The sequence below is a fragment of the Wolbachia endosymbiont of Nasonia giraulti genome, from assembly GCF_048054155.1.
GTDB lineage: Bacteria > Pseudomonadota > Alphaproteobacteria > Rickettsiales > Anaplasmataceae > Wolbachia > Wolbachia pipientis_C.
The window spans coordinates 1-15,578 of record NZ_JAFEVH010000010.1; the positions used below are offsets into that span (position 1 = coordinate 1).

A 15,578-nucleotide genomic window follows, 5' to 3' on the forward strand; every position below is an offset into this window, starting at 1 on the left:
TGAATTGAAAATGCGGTTTGACACACTTTTTTGAACGTTCCCATTTTTTTATGACGAATGGCCAGCGAGCTGACTTGACCATTCTTCTCTTAATATCTTAAAAACTGGATTATCTGGCAAATAACTTTTTTTCATCCTACCCTCTTCAATTGCTTGCCAATCTTTCCACGGTAATTTCTTACTTCCAAGTTCATAATCCATACCATTCCACATATCTTCTCGAAAGCCATAAACAGCAAAATGCCAATTATATTCATTAAAAATAGAAGTAAGATCTCGAAAATAGTTCTCTAATCCTTTTGAACAGCGATGCCCGCCAAACTCTCCAACAAAGATCTTATAATTTGGTATATTATATCTCTCTTGGAAAACTTTGACTGGTTCTATATATGATTTTAACTGATTCTTATCCCAATGCTCCATTTTATTTGTATCAGAAGATTGAATATGCCCAGGGTAGGCAAAGTTACCTTGGTTTAATTTTAAGTTTGTATAAGCAAAGGGCTCATATATATGAAATGAATAAAGAACATTTTTATCACTAACTGGTTCAAATTTGTTAAAAGTATTAGAGTCAGCATAACTGCTGCTATCAAGTATTATTGGGGTCTCTGAGTCAACTTGGCGGATACTGTTTACCACGCTGCTATAAAAGCCAAATAGATTCTTCTGAACTTTGTTTTGTTCTACGTTATAAATAGCCGAATCTGCAGTATTATAAAGCCTTTCTGGATGTGGTTCATTTAAGATATTATATCCAACAATAGCAGGATGATCTTTAAGCTCTTTCGCAAGATCTTGCCAAAATTTTGCTGCTTGTTTTTGAAAAGCTTGATCTGACCATAAACGTAAATCATCTTTATCGTTATTATTTTGCTTCCATCTAGATCCAGGTAAGCTAAGCATCGTTAATACTACTGGTATTTTTTGTTGATGAAAAGCATCTAAAACATCTTTCAGAACTTTCAGGTCTTTGGAAATCAGGCCCGGATAATTGTCTGCATTGCCTAAGAGGAAGTCACGTTGCGTAGTTTCAAATTTGTCAGGAGCAAGACGAATAAAACCAATTTTGTATTCCTTTGCTGCTTTGATTAAGTCACTATCAACTTTTCTATTGAAAACATTTGCTCCCTTTCTAACTCCAGTTTGCCAAAAGAGCATTTTGCTGTTCTCCGGTATTGACTTAGCACTCACATTACAGAAAACTATAGAATACAAAACAGCTGTAATTAGAAGAAAAATTTTCACTTATATAATTTTGCTATAATGGTAAGTAACCTAACAGACAAGATCCCGTTTGTAAAGATGCACGGTACTGGCAATAGTTTTGTTATCATAGACTCACGTTCAGCAAATAATTTAGACTGGAATTATAGGCAAATTGCTGATCAAGGCAGTTGTGATCAAGTGATAATTATAACAATGTCTAATGCTGCAAACTGCTTTATGCATATCTACAATGCTGACGGTAGTCGAGCTGAAATGTGTGGAAACGCAGCACGCTGTGTTGGATATTTGATAATGTTAGAAAAAGGTACTGAATATATCACTATTGAGCTGATAAATAATCGTATCTTAGAATGTTTTAAAGTAGGCGATAAATCAATAAAGGTCAATATGGGTAAACCACTGCTTAAATGGAATGAAATTCCTCTTTCTTGTGAATGCGATCCCCTTTATCTACCTATAGAGCTTGAAATGCTGAAAGAGCCAGTTGCAGTAAATATTGGTAACCCTCATATAGTTTTTTTTGTTGATAACATAAGCGAAATACCATTGCAGAATTTAGGACCAAAGCTAGAAAATCACGAATTATTTCCTCAGAAAACAAATGTTAGTATTGCACAAATAGAAAAATCTGGAGAAATAAACTTAAGAGTTTGGGAAAGAGGAACAGGTATTACTGCTTCATGTGGTAGTGCGGCTTGTGCAGCATTTGTTGCATCTATACTTCGTAAGTGTTTGGCTACTAAACAAACTTCAGTACATTTACCAGGAGGTCAGTTACTGATTGAGTGGTCAAAAAATATACTGATGACTGGGGATATAGGGTTTTTATGACCTAGGCTAGGCACTGACACTCATTACTTCTAACACCTTTTTACCAATCACAGCAGGAGTTTCTGCAATTGCAATTCCAGCACTCTTCATAACTTCTAACTTTGCACCAGCACTTCCTCCACTTGAAGAAATAATAGCTCCAGCGTGCCCCATACGTCTTCCTGGAGGTGCTGTTTGGCCTGCTACAAATCCAATAATTGGTTTTTTAGTTTTTTCCGCCTTTATAAAATGTGATACATCTTCTTCTTCGTTTCCACCTATTTCACCAATAACTACAATACCATGAGTATCGTCATCTTTTAAAAAGAGCTCCATACAGTCAACAAACGTCATGCCATGAACAGGATCGCCTCCAATTCCTATACATGTTGACTGACCAAGACCAACAGCGGTTGTTTGTGCTACCGCTTCATAAGTTAAAGTTCCAGAGCGAGACATAATTCCTATATGTCCACGTTTGTGAATATGTCCTGGCATAATTCCTATTTTGCATTCTTCGGGTGCAATAATTCCTGGACAGTTTGGCCCAATCAATCGGCTTTTTGAGCCAGTAAGTGCATGCTTCACTTTTACCATGTCAAGTATAGGAATGCCCTCTGTAATACAAACTATCAATTCTATTTTTGCATCTATTGCTTCAAGTATTGCAGCAGCAGCAAATTTAGCAGGTACATATATTACCGTAGCATTCGCATCAGTTTTTTCTCTAGCTTCTGCTACAGTATTAAAAACTGGTAAATTAAGGTGAGTGCTATCACCCTTTCCAGGAGTTACACCGCCAACCATTTTCGTCCCGTAGTCAATAGCTTGTTCTGAATGAAACGTACCTTGTGCACCAGTAAAACCCTGGCATATTAACCTTGTATCTTTATTTACTAAAACGGACATGCTTTATTTTACCTCTTTTACTATCTTTTGCGCGGCTTCATCTAGCTCATCTGCAGCAATAATATTTAATCCCGACTCTTCTAAAATTTTTTTTCCTTCTTCAAAATTAGTACCTGATAATCTAACCACTAGAGGAACTTTAATGCTCATTTCTTTTGCAGCCGCAACAATTCCACTTGCAATAATATCGCAACGCATTATACCACCAAATATGTTAACCAAAATTCCTTTTACGTTGCTATCAGACAATATGATTTTAAATGCTTCAGTTACAGTTTCTTTACTCGCTCCACCACCAACATCTAGAAAGTTAGCAGGCTCTGCTCCGTAGTACTTTATTATATCCATTGTTGCCATAGCAAGACCTGCACCGTTTACCATACAGCCAATATTGCCATCCATTTTTATATAACTGAGCCCATGCTTTGAAGCTTCTATTTCTTCTTTGACTTCTTCATCGTAATCACGTAGGCTCACGATTTCTGAATGACGGTATAGAGCATTGTCATCAAAATTAATTTTAGCATCAAGTGCAATAAAATCTCCGGCATTCGTTTCAACTAGTGGATTAATTTCTATCTGGCTCGCATCAGTTGTAATAAACGCATCATATATATTTTTTGCAATATTCGTTACCTTTCCTATTTGTTCCGAACTCAGATTAAAGCTATTGAAAAGCTTATTGTTATCAAGACTTGTAAAACCAGTAGCAGGGTCAATATTAAAATTCACAATCTTTGTAGGAGAATTTTTTGCCACTTCTTCGATATCCATTCCACCTTCTGAAGAAAATATAAATACTAGCCTACTAAGCTTTGGATCGACTACTAGACTCAAATAGTACTCTTTTTTAATGCTTGAACCTTCTTCAATGTATACTTTCTTTACCTGCTGTCCGCTTGACCCTGTTTGATGAGTAACTAAAGTTATGCCAAGCATGTCCTTTACAAGTTGTTGAGCTTCTTTAGTTGACTTTGCTAGCTTTACGCCACCAGCCTTACCCCTACCACCTGCATGAATCTGAGCTTTAACCACAAACACGTCAGATTTTAGTTGATTTATTTGAGTTTCTACTTCTTCTGCAGATGTAGCAACAAAACCCTTTGGTACCGGGACATTAAACTTGCGTAAAATCTCCTTTGCTTGATATTCGTGAATATTCATAAGATAACTAATTATTAACCTTAGTAAAAACTACCAACCATAACGCTGTCTTCTGCATTCTTGCTGATATCTCTTTTTCCTTGCTTCAGCTTTTTTTTTAGCTGTTTTCTCTGATTTCTTTTCGTGATATTTTTTTTTCATTTTGAGCCCTCTTCCTTCCTTTTGAATTATTTTTTTCAACACTGGAAGAGCTCTATCTACATCACCATAATGGACTGATACTTCAATCAAACTCTATACCTCCTTCGGTAATCACTTCAAAATCCATTTATAAATTAGAAAATTAACATTGTCAATTATTTTATAAACTTGAGCGATAGAATATGATATGCAGTGATTTATATGAAAAAAGCTTCATTCTGCTGTCAATCATTTACTTGCTGATAAAAATTGCTCTTAGGTTACAGTGCTCTTGTAATTTTTCTAATCTCGGGGCGGAGAGATTTGAACTCCCGACCCTTTGGTCCCAAACCAAATGCGCTACCAGGCTGCGCTACGCCCCGACTTCTTTACTAAGAGTATCGATAGTTCGGAAAAATGCAAGTTTCATTTATTTCTTTTAGGAAAAATATAATGCAGATTTCTTTATATAGAGTGTCAAATTGCACTAGCCATATTAAAAAATCTAGCTATACCAATTGGTGAAGGTTAATGCAGCAACTACAGCAGTATCAACTCTCAAAATTCTTTTTCCTAGACTCAGTTTCTGACAAAATTTATTGGCAGAATCAAGTTCGCAAGATGAAAAACCACCTTCGGGGCCAACAATAATAGCAACGTTTTTCTTGCCTTTTAGAACTTTATTAGGAGGTTGTCCTTCACCTGTTTCATCACACAAAACAAAATTTTTATTCTGAGAATCGGATAATTCACAAAAATTAATAGGAAGAAAAATCTGTGGTATACTTGTCCTACCGGATTGTTCCGCAGCTTCAATTGCCTGTAATTTCGCTCTACTTAGGTTAATGTTTTTTACTACTGTACGTTCTGTTGAAATAAATTGAATGCAGGTTACTCCCATTTCAGTTGCTTGTCTTACTATGTTGCTTAAGGCGCCGCTTTTTACCAGAGCACAATACAAATATAGATTTTTTTCATGTTGTTGTTGTTTAGTGCGTTCTTTTATTATAATTTTTGTCGATTTACTTGATATATTCACTACTTCTCCTAACCATTCTCCATCCTTTCCATTAAAAAGATAGATGTTATCATGCTTCTTAAGCCGCATTACATTGTAAATATAGTGACTTTGTCGTGGATGAAGCGCCGAACTTACATTTTGTGATAAAGCTTCTTCAACATAAAGCCTAATTTTTTTCATTCAAAACTTTAGTTATTTGCATTCTGTTTGAGTGACTCTTACGGGATTTGAACCCGTGTTACCACCGTGAAAGGGTGGTGTCCTAACCACTAGACGAAAGAGTCGACTTGAATCTAACTGAGTTATATCGATTATACATATAAAGTCAATTCAATTATTTTGAATCACACAGTTAGAGTGATATATCAGTGATTTTATATCGACAGCCTCCTATTACCCCATGTTCAATGCTTACTGAACCTATCTCAGATTTAGGAGCTTTAGATCCTAATTCTAATTTTTGTTCAACTTTTGTATCTGAATCATAGCCAGAATCGTATCCAGAATCTCTACGCTCAAAATTTTGCCTTATTTCTTTTACGTTAAAGCCAGCCTTGGTCTTGATTTGCTGACTCGCTGGCTTATTAGCACTTTGCTCATTTAGTTTTACTTGCAAATTATTCACTTTATCCTGCACTAATCCATGATAAGTCCCAGAATTATCTTTTATATGTTTTGCTTGTCTTTCTGATCTCTTTTTCGATAAATCTACCTTAGCATAAATAGGCTCTGGTTGCTCTTTATGATTTAAGCTAGTGGGCTTTTTTTGCTCTGAGAAATCATCTACATCTTCATAAATAGGTTCTCCTGATATACTAGAACAACCACTATCTTTCAATGATAAATTTTCAGTAGATCTTTTATGCAAATCATATACTTCAGCATAAATGGATTCTTCCGATACGCTCAACTCTTCTAATGAGTTACTAACCTTAGCGTCATATACCTCATCATAAATGGGCTCTTTTAAAAGTAAAATATCATCATGCTCAAAAATTCTAGGAGGTTTTTTAGGTGAGTTGGCCTTAAATTTTAGCTCTACTTCCTCTTCAAGCTTGTCACAACTTTCCGTTTGTTTCAAAATCTCCAATATTTCTTTTCTTTCTTTTTTTATTAGCTCACCAAGCACTAAACAACATTTTTCTTTACGATCTTTGAGACTGTCCTTATCTCCGTACTGCATAGCTTCTGATGCTCTTTTGTATTGAAGGATTACATTTCCTATACTATTATTTATTTCACTAATATTTGCTCCAGCACTAATAAGTAACGTCATTACATTATGATCAAGATTTGTTACTGCATACTCTAAAGCTCGATTTAAAGTTTGATCATTATTCAAGTCAAATGACCCCTTGTTCCTAAAAGGATTAATTCTAGAAAAGAGTTTTTCAAAGCTGTTTACTATATTATGAAGACTTAAAGCTAGCCTCAAGCCTCTTATATTGCTATTTCTAGCGGATTTAATTAAAAAACTATCTACTATACCCATGATTGTACCCCTCTATACAAAAGCTCACCATTGTGGTACAATTTTAAACTATAACGATTTATTTTATATTAATAACCGCTTTTCACACCCACTTAACAAGAGGCGGCATCGACATCATAATTGCATCGGGGTTACCATTAGTCATTAAACCAAACCTTGTACCACGATCATAAAGAAGATTGAACTCCACATATCTGCCACGTTTTATCAATTGTTCTTCTCGTTGTTCTTTTGTCCAAGATTTTTGCATATGTTTGTGTATGATGTGTAAGTAAATTTCTAAAAAGGCTTCACCTACTGCTTTTGTGAACTCAAAATCATTTTTCCAGTTGCCAGAAGTTAGATTGTCATAAAAAATTCCACCAATACCACGTGGCTCTTTTCTATGTTGTAAAAAAAAGTAATCATCACATTGCTTTTTAAATTTCGGATAATATTCGATGTTGAACTCATTGCAAGTTGCTTTAATTGATTCGTGAATATACTTGCAATCTCCCTCATCTTTATAAATTGGAGTAAAGTCCATTCCTCCACCAAACCATTGTTTTGAGGTATATATCAGCCTTGTGTTCATATGTGCTGCAGGGATAAGGGGAGATTGCATGTGAGACACTAAAGATATACCGCTTGCCCAAAACTCTCCATTGCTTTCACTTGCACCAGGAATTTCATTAATGGCTGAGTCTTCGAGCTTTCCGTATACTCTTGAAACGTTTACTCCAACTTTTTCAAAAATATTACCAAAGATAATTGTAGATTCACCACTTCCTCCACCTGGTCGGTTCCACTTTCTTTTTTCGATTTTTGGTTCTGTGAATGACTGTACCTCAATTGATAAGAAAGATTCGGTGATCTTGTTTCTCAGTGTGCAGAACCATTCAAATGCTTGTGCCTTTTGTTTTTCCATAATACCTTCTATTGGCTTATTAATATTATTGTACTCTATATTTACAGGACTTAATTAGATTGGGATAGTAACTACCCATCAAGGATGTTAATAAATCTATAATAATTAAATCAATATAGTAGAATATTTTTATATGTGCAAGGATGCCAAGCAATAATAATGAGTAAAAGATACATAGATAACAAAAAAGAGAACAGAGTTGACTTCATACTAAGAAATTATGGGATGTCAATTATTGTGATGGCAGTCATTATGTTCTTACCTCCAATAGCAATATCAGTACTCTATTTTTCTAATGTATATAGTCAGCATGTTAATATAGAGATTAATTTATTAATTAGCATTCTAATGACTCTCTTTGTGGTATATAATATAAAACGTTACAAGTATCTACTTAATATCATAGAGTTTCAAAATGCAATATTTGCAAATGCGCTGAATCATAATACAGAGTTTTGTCTCATTTTACATAAAGATGAGGGTATTATTTATGCTGATGCGAGGTTCTACGAAAGGTTTAAAGATCACATAAACGATGATGTTACGCTAGATAAAATTCTTGAAGCAGGAGATGTGTCAGAAAAAGACAGAAAATCACTCTATCATGCGTTAAGAAATAACACTTCTGTAAAAGTATGCATTTCCCTAAGCAAGAAGAGTAGAATATCTAACTTTCTTTTGCTCTCTGAACCAATACCGGATAATCCACAAATTGCTATAAATAGTAATAAGACTTTAAATTTATCATTAGCCCCAATAGCAAGACCGAATGGGTATTTTGTACTGAAGGCAACACAGGTAAACAAAGAGCAGGTATATGAAGAGTTGATAGAGAAACACAATATAGCAACTTACGTTGCAAATACAAAAGGAGGTATCTTATCTGTAAATAAAAGATTTTTAGACATGTTTGAACTAAAAAAATTGGAAAAAGGTAGCTCAATCAATGATTTTATATCTCAATCTAAGTATGACGATACAATAACCAGAAATGAAATTATGTTTTTTACTATAAGCGGTGCTCCATTTAAGGCTTATATGAGTACTGCTATATTTTGTGATAAATACAATCATAGCTATATACACGGCTTTATAACACCAACTGAATCAAATATTGTTGATTATCAACTACACCCTTGTTTTACAAATTCGTCAATTGCTATTGCACAATGCGACATAAATGGCAACTTTATAAAGAAAAATATAGCATTAGTAAAACTTGCGGGGTCAAATAATGGTTCTATCTTTGCATTGATATCAGATGGTTATCATATGAAAGTGCGTGAATATTTTTCAAGTAATAGGATAAATAATGCGTCCTTTGACGTGCAGCTCAATGGCGGTAATAACATGAAAATATATTTTAATAAGTTTCTTCATAATAAAGTGATGTTCATACTTTGTTATTTTATTGATAATACTGAACGTAAAAAACTAGAGATAAAACTTGAGCATTATCAAAAGGTGCAAGCTATAGGGCAATTAGCAGGTGGTATTGCACATGATTTCAATAATATATTAACCGGAATAATAGGATTTTGTGATTTGCTTTTACTCCAGCACTCAGCTAGCGATCCATCTTTTGGAGATATAATACAGATACAGCAAAATGCAAAACGTGGGTCAAATTTAGTAAGACAACTGCTTGCTTTCTCAAGAAGACAGACTTTGCAGCCAAAGATTATTAATGTAAATGGTACGATAGCTAATCTTTATGAAATGATCAAAAGATTAATAGGTGAAAATATAAAATTTAATATTTATTATGGTAGCGATTTGGGCGCTGTTAGGGCTGACCAAGGACAATTAGAGCAAGTTATGCTTAACTTAGCAGTTAATGCTGGTGCTGCTATGGAAAAGGGGGGAGAGTTAACTATACGAACCTTTAATCAAAAGGTTGATTCATTAAATTCTACACCTCAGGATATGTTTTCTCCAGATAAGGAAACGATTGAACATGGGAATTATGTTGTGATTGAAGTGATTGATACTGGATGTGGAATGACGAGTGATATAATTGAAAAGGCATTTGATCCATTTTTTTCTACCAAAGATATTACTTCTGGTACAGGTCTTGGCCTCTCTACTGTATATGGCATTATTAAACAAACCGAAGGATACATCTATGTTGCTAGCAAAGTGAATCATGGAACTAAATTTAGCATATTTTTGCCCATAGTTTACATATCGGATGAAAATGATAAAGAGGAAGATAGTAAAGAAATAGAGAAACCGGTAGAGATTAAAGGTAATGGTATAATTTTATTAATTGAAGATGAAGATTCAGTAAGGGAATTTACTGCTAAGGCTCTTACAAGAAAAGGATTTAATGTAATAGAAGCGAGTATAGGCAGCGAGGCACTAGAGATCATTAGAAAAAAAAATCAACACATAGATCTAATAATCACTGATGTAATCATGCCAGAGGTGAGTGGTCCAGAAATAGTTAAAGAAACATTGATACATAGGCCAAACATCAAAGTTATTTTTATTTCTGGGTATGCAGAGGATGCTTTTTTAAAGAGCGATGAAATCAATATAGAAGACTTCCATTTTTTACCCAAACCATTTACTCTGAATGAGTTAGGAAATAAGGTTCAAAGTGTGTTACATAAGACAAAAAAAGGCAGTTTACTTTGAGCATGATTGGCAACAAAAATTTTTCTAATGCAAAAATTTCTTGCATATATACAATAGAGTTATTTTATACATAAGATAAAAGGCGTGAGCAAGATCATTGCAATAGTAAATCAAAAGGGTGGAGTTGGTAAAACTACAACTAGTATAAATTTATCAACAGCCTTTGCTGCTGTGGGAAAAAGTACTTTACTGGTAGATCTTGACCCTCAAGGAAATGCTAGTACAGGACTTGGGATTTCTTATCGTAGCAGGGAAGAAAAAAATATATATAAAATACTGCTGAGCAGAGAAAGTGAATTGGTGGAGTCGGCAATTTTCAATATAAAGGAAATTCCAAATCTATCGCTGATTTCATCAGTGGTTGACTTATCAGCTGCAGAAATTGAGCTATCACAACTTGAGCAGGGAAAATTCGTACTAAAAGATACGCTAGAGAAAGTACGTAATAATTATGAGTACATAATTATCGATTGTCCTCCATCACTTGGTCTGCTTACTATCAATGCTCTGACCGCTGCTGACTCGATTATTGTTCCTCTTCAGTGTAAATTTTTCGCTCTGGAAGGATTGAGCCATTTAGTTAAGACTGTAGAGCTGATAAAAAGAAATAACCTAAACCCTTTCCTGTTAATAGAAGGAATATTGCTCACAATGTATGACAGACGCAACAAACTTAGTGAGCAGATTAAAAATGATATTTGCCAATATTTAAATGATAAAGTATATAAAACTATTATCCCCTTGTATGAGACCATTATTCCACGTAATGTACGGTTATCAGGAGCGCCTTCTCATGGAAAACCTGCTATTGTATATGATCTTAAGTGTCCTGGTGCACAAGCATATATAAGTTTGGCAAAAGAAATTTTAAAGAAACACATGAGCATCTGTAAAGAGAAAAAGCTGATAAGTGAGGGTGCAGCGTGAAGGACAATAGGCGCTTAGGTAGAGGTCTTGCTGGCCTCATAGGCGATAATTATGGTAATAAAGAAGATCGGTTACCTATTTCATTACTACACCCGAGCAAATTTCAGCCGAGAAAATATTTTGATGAGGAGTCATTAAAAGAACTTGCAGGTTCGATAGAGAAAAATGGTATAATACAACCTGTTGTGGTGCGCAAAGATCCAAATAATGAAGGTTATGAAATAGTAGCAGGGGAACGTCGTTGGCGAGCAAGTAAGGTCATAAATCTTGATAGTGTGCCGGTTATCATAAAAGATTTAAATGACAAGGAATGCTTAGAAGTATCGATAATTGAAAACATACAGAGGCAAGATATTAATCCAATAGAAGAAGGTGAGGCGTACAGAAAATTAATAGATGAATTCTCCTATACACACGAAGAATTAGCCTTAACTTTAGGCAAAAGCCGCAGTCACATAACCAATATGATACGAATGCTGTCACTCCCTAATGGAGTAAAAACAATGATCAACGAGAAAAAATTGTCTATGGGTCATGCAAGAGCATTGATTAATGTTGAAAATGCGGAAAGTATTGCAGAAAGAATAGTTTCTCAGGGCCTGAGCGTTAGACAAACTGAAAAATTGATAAAAGACTTACAACAAAATAACGACCGAAAAGAGCATAAGTGTACTAAAAATCAAGATATGGCAGCATTAGAAGGAGCTATATCTTCTCAGCTTGGTTTAAAGATCAAAATTAATGACAGTAATTCTAAGGGTAAAGTCATGATACGTTATAACAACTCAAATGAATTGGATTTTATATTGAAAATTTTGAATAGAAGACTTGAATCAGCTATTAATGTCGAAAGTAGCTCATAGAAATTTCTTGACAAACCTTCCCACTTTCCTTGCAATGGAAGTGAAATGGTGGAGTTTGTCAAGTAAGTTATTTCGTTTCTACCTTCAATAAAAATTTGCACGCAATAGCACAGAAGCATACGTTGCTATTGCCTCATTTCTTCCAATAGAACCTAATTTTTCCGCTGTGGTTGCTTTGATATTTACGAATTCACCATTAATTTCTAATATTTTTGATATGAATTCCTTCATTCCTGCTTTGTAAGGCGATATTTTAGGCTCTTCACAAACTATAGTAATATCTAAATTAGACACGCTATATCCTTTTTCCTGTGCTTTTTTAGCAGCAAAGTCAAGAAAATGAGATGAATTGCAATCCTTCCATTTAGAGAAATTAGGAGGAAAATGTTCTCCTATATCGCCACATCCTAGTGCTCCGAGTATTGCATCAACGATTGCATGTATTGCAACATCACCATCGGAATGTGCCTCTATTGCCATATTATGCTCAATTTCCACACCGCAAATTTTTATAAAGCTCTTAGCATCATTTTGAATTTTAACAAATTTATGTATATCATAACCGGTTCCGACACGGAATTTTGGCTCTCCAAAGAGAAGTTTTGCCATATTGATATCCTCTTTTGTAGTTAACTTAAAATTCTTTTTCTCACCTTCAATAATCGCAACATGTTTTTTATGCTCCACCATTAGTGATGAATCATCAGTAAATTCTTTGACTGATTGATGGCACGATAATAATTCTCTGAAATTAAAAATTTGAGGAGTTTGCATGGCTCTAAGTTTTTCTCTTGAAATCATAGATTCAATGAAATTATTACTCACCAACGATATAGTATCCTCGACTTCTATTGCTGGAACTACCCCTGTATATTGATCATTAATCATAGATTCAATCAAGTTGTTTATTAGAATATTTGATACAAAAGGCCTACAAGCGTCATGTATAATAACAAAATCTGGATTGATCTTTTGCAAACTCTCTAGTCCAAGTTTAACTGAACTCTGCCTGCTTTTTCCTCCACATATTGGACTCAGCAATTTAGTATCTATAGTTGATGACGTAACTTCTTTATAGAAATCTTTTTGACTTTCATTCACTACCACTCTTATGTAACTTATGTACTGGTTAGCTAAGAATTTTCTAATTGTGTGAAATAAAACAGACTTACCTGCCAATTTTATATACTGTTTAGGGATTTTGGCATTGCATCTACTGCCTACTCCTGCTGCAACTATTAATGCTGCTATCTTGTATTCCTCAAGTCTGTTAGTGTGCATGCTTACCATTTTCGGTGTTAATACAAGTTATCTAGCATTTTAAAAAAGTTGATCCAATTCTCAAAAAAGAATATTCTTTTACTAGGTGTAATATATGCTAGAGGAAAATAATACACGTTGCTAAGTATAATAAAGAAAATGAGATACATCTTATATTTTTTCATGGAATAGGTGATAATTATAAGAATGCGGCCAGGTATATACAAGATAGATCTACATATCTCCATAGGTCTAATTTTCGCACTCATGCACATAAATACCCAATTGCATTTCAAAACTATATAACTTACGCAATAGCTAGTTTCTTGTTTTTAGGAACATCAATACTATTACCAACTTTAATATTACTTACTAATCCAATGACATCTAGGATAGCAAGTTTAGCCATCTTAGCAGCTTTAACTTGCACCTTTTTATCTGTACCACCACTCATGATTCCGTTTATAAATAAGAATCAAAGCTTGTCTCAGCCTTCAATAAAAGAAATCAGTAAATTAATTGACAATGGTGTGAAGCCTGAAAACATTATACTTCTCGGCCATTCCTTTGGAGGAGCAATTGCATCAGAAGTGCTGAAATATTTTACAGACAGAAATATTAAACTCGGAGGTATTATTTTTACCAGCACTTTCAGCTCTTTTTACAATGCAATAAAGCATTTTCCAATTTCTCAGACAAAAATTCTAAGCATACTACCCTCTTGTTTGTTAAAAAAAATGCTTAAGTTCCTAAATTTAGACTTTGATATAGTAAGCAATATACAAAAGCTACAAAATAATGATATATCAATAGCGGTCATTAATCATGAAAGAGACACCTTAATACCATATCCTGCACAATTAGCAAAAGGACTAGAAGATAATCAATCGTTAAATAGAAATTTGACCAAAATCGTTAATTTGAAAAGCTTTGAATATGACCCGCACAACGGAGTTTTATCTGGTTGGGAATTGGATGAAAATTTAGCTGATCTAATACTTAATAAAACAATGAATAGATAGTATTTACAAAAAACTGTATATTTTTTGGTAAATCGACTATGTTAGACATATGCAAAAACGTCATATAACTATTTGTTGTGTACTACTTTTTATAATAGGGGCATTATTTTTGATGCGTCCTATGATTGCTCCGTGTCTAATATCCGTTTTTGTTGCACATTTGTTTAACCCTCTAGTAACCAAGTTTGAAAAATACAGAATACCGCGTTCATGTTCTGTAGTTTTTATAACACTTGCCTTATTGATAGCTTTTATATTAGTTATTACATTTGTTTTACCTATTATATATTTTCAAATTACTTTAATATTAAATTTCTTAGTGAATAAGATACCTTCACTAAAACTTAAAGTGATTCCTTCTGTGCTAGAATTTCTTAATATAAAAACTGAAGATAGTTTATTTGATCACTTGTCTAAAAATCTAGTAGAAAATTACAGTGATTATATATCTTATTTTATAAATGCTCTTAGCATGGGCAGTAATCTTATAATTCAAGTGCTAAGTTCAAGCTTTAGTTTGATTTACATGGTATCATTAATAGCTATTACGCTTATGGTGTTTTTTTATGTATTACGTGATTGGCCTTCAATTGTAGAAAAGGTTAGTAAACTAATACCCATTCTTTACAGAGAAAAAGCTGCAGGTTATTTTTCCAAAGTAGATTTCATTATATCTAATTACCTAAAGGGACAGCTAAACGTATGTATAGTTATGATGATCTTTTACTCCGTGGGCCTTAGCATAATTGGGCTGAAGCATTCTGTAGCGATTGGAATTTTATCAGGAACATTAACATTTATACCCTATATAGGTCCATTATTATACATTATTATCGGATTTTTGAGCGCCATTACTCAATTTAGTGGATGGTTTGAAAGTGCTGCTGTCTTGCTATTATTTAGTGTTGGTCAATTAATAGACTCAAGCATATTAGTCCCTTTATTAATAGGAAAAAAAGTTCATATACATCCAACTATCATTATTTTAGGAGTTGTCATATGCACCTCATATTTTGGGTTTATAGGTATATTATTTTTTATTCCAATAATAGCAATGTTCAGTGTATTAGTAGAATATACAGTCAATAAATATTTTGAAAGTGAGCTTTATAAAAATGGCTAATTAGTTCATGATAAAAAGAAAGGATCTCTGATACATTTGAGAAATGGTGCGACCTGAAAGTCTTCGGTCATATTGTTTAAAAGGAGAGGA

At 33.9% G+C, this 15,578-nt stretch carries 14 protein-coding genes and 2 tRNA genes; 6 read left to right on the forward strand and 10 right to left on the reverse strand.

Going from position 1 to position 15,578, the window contains the following annotated elements; genetic code table 11:
- Positions 1 to 48: 48 nt before the first annotated feature.
- Complete coding sequence (locus JR312_RS02285) at positions 49 to 1,161, reverse strand: glycoside hydrolase family 5 protein (RefSeq protein ID WP_416647622.1); 1,113 nt, start codon at positions 1,159 to 1,161, stop codon at positions 49 to 51.
- A 105-nt stretch (positions 1,162 to 1,266) separates the two neighbouring features.
- Here JR312_RS02285 and dapF point away from each other — a divergent pair, with 105 nt between their 5' ends.
- Positions 1,267 to 2,061, forward strand: a complete 795-nt coding sequence (gene dapF / locus JR312_RS02290) for a diaminopimelate epimerase (RefSeq protein WP_010403976.1) — start codon at positions 1,267 to 1,269, stop codon at positions 2,059 to 2,061.
- Between the two features lie 6 nt (positions 2,062 to 2,067).
- Here the strand turns inward: dapF and sucD are convergent, their stop codons facing one another.
- The 8 genes from sucD to hemF all read right to left on the reverse strand — a co-directional run bounded on the left by sucD (position 2,068) and on the right by hemF (position 7,653).
- Entirely contained in the window at positions 2,068 to 2,949 is an 882-nt protein-coding gene (gene sucD, locus JR312_RS02295; RefSeq protein WP_416647623.1) for a succinate--CoA ligase subunit alpha, read from the reverse strand.
- 3 nt (positions 2,950 to 2,952) lie between these two features.
- A complete protein-coding gene (gene sucC, locus JR312_RS02300) occupies positions 2,953 to 4,113 on the reverse strand; it encodes an ADP-forming succinate--CoA ligase subunit beta (RefSeq protein ID WP_416647624.1) in 1,161 nt (386 codons plus the stop codon).
- Positions 4,114 to 4,143: 30 nt separating this feature from the next.
- The gene (gene rpsU / locus JR312_RS02305) at positions 4,144 to 4,344 is read right to left on the reverse strand and encodes a 30S ribosomal protein S21 (protein WP_015588134.1); all 201 of its coding nucleotides are present in this window, start codon (positions 4,342 to 4,344) and stop codon (positions 4,144 to 4,146) included.
- A gap of 198 nt (positions 4,345 to 4,542) precedes the next feature.
- Positions 4,543 to 4,616: transfer RNA gene (locus JR312_RS02310), tRNA-Pro, on the reverse strand.
- A gap of 122 nt (positions 4,617 to 4,738) precedes the next feature.
- Complete coding sequence (locus tag JR312_RS02315; RefSeq protein WP_416647625.1) at positions 4,739 to 5,434, reverse strand: 16S rRNA (uracil(1498)-N(3))-methyltransferase; 696 nt, start codon at positions 5,432 to 5,434, stop codon at positions 4,739 to 4,741.
- A 32-nt stretch (positions 5,435 to 5,466) separates the two neighbouring features.
- Positions 5,467 to 5,538 (reverse strand) — tRNA-Glu (locus tag JR312_RS02320).
- A 68-nt stretch (positions 5,539 to 5,606) separates the two neighbouring features.
- Positions 5,607 to 6,746: a hypothetical protein gene (locus JR312_RS02325; protein ID WP_416647626.1), complete on the reverse strand. Its 1,140-nt coding sequence runs from the start codon at positions 6,744 to 6,746 to the stop codon at positions 5,607 to 5,609.
- 82 nt (positions 6,747 to 6,828) lie between these two features.
- Positions 6,829 to 7,653 carry an oxygen-dependent coproporphyrinogen oxidase gene (gene hemF, locus JR312_RS02330; protein ID WP_416647627.1) on the reverse strand — a complete coding sequence of 275 codons (825 nt, stop codon included), beginning with the start codon at positions 7,651 to 7,653 and terminating at the stop codon, positions 6,829 to 6,831.
- Between the two features lie 159 nt (positions 7,654 to 7,812).
- On the opposite strand from hemF, the gene JR312_RS02335 reads away from it, so the two are divergent.
- From JR312_RS02335 to JR312_RS02345, 3 genes are all read left to right on the forward strand, one after another.
- Positions 7,813 to 10,293 (forward strand): response regulator, encoded by a 2,481-nt coding sequence (locus JR312_RS02335; RefSeq protein ID WP_416647628.1) that lies wholly within the window; start codon positions 7,813 to 7,815, stop codon positions 10,291 to 10,293.
- A gap of 84 nt (positions 10,294 to 10,377) precedes the next feature.
- The gene (locus tag JR312_RS02340; RefSeq protein WP_416647629.1) at positions 10,378 to 11,220 is read left to right on the forward strand and encodes a ParA family protein; all 843 of its coding nucleotides are present in this window, start codon (positions 10,378 to 10,380) and stop codon (positions 11,218 to 11,220) included.
- Positions 11,217 to 12,083 (forward strand): ParB/RepB/Spo0J family partition protein, encoded by an 867-nt coding sequence (locus JR312_RS02345; protein WP_416647630.1) that lies wholly within the window; start codon positions 11,217 to 11,219, stop codon positions 12,081 to 12,083. Before JR312_RS02340 ends, JR312_RS02345 begins: the two co-directional genes overlap by 4 nt.
- 84 nt (positions 12,084 to 12,167) lie before the next feature.
- On the opposite strand, the gene ispD is transcribed toward JR312_RS02345, so the two are convergent.
- Positions 12,168 to 13,373: a 2-C-methyl-D-erythritol 4-phosphate cytidylyltransferase gene (ispD, locus tag JR312_RS02350; RefSeq protein WP_416647631.1), complete on the reverse strand. Its 1,206-nt coding sequence runs from the start codon at positions 13,371 to 13,373 to the stop codon at positions 12,168 to 12,170.
- Positions 13,374 to 13,474: 101 nt separating this feature from the next.
- Here ispD and JR312_RS02355 point away from each other — a divergent pair, with 101 nt between their 5' ends.
- Entirely contained in the window at positions 13,475 to 14,365 is an 891-nt protein-coding gene (locus JR312_RS02355) for an alpha/beta hydrolase family protein (protein ID WP_416647643.1), read from the forward strand.
- 49 nt (positions 14,366 to 14,414) lie between these two features.
- Positions 14,415 to 15,488: an AI-2E family transporter gene (locus JR312_RS02360; protein ID WP_264330864.1), complete on the forward strand. Its 1,074-nt coding sequence runs from the start codon at positions 14,415 to 14,417 to the stop codon at positions 15,486 to 15,488.
- The last annotated feature ends 90 nt before the right edge of the window (positions 15,489 to 15,578 follow it).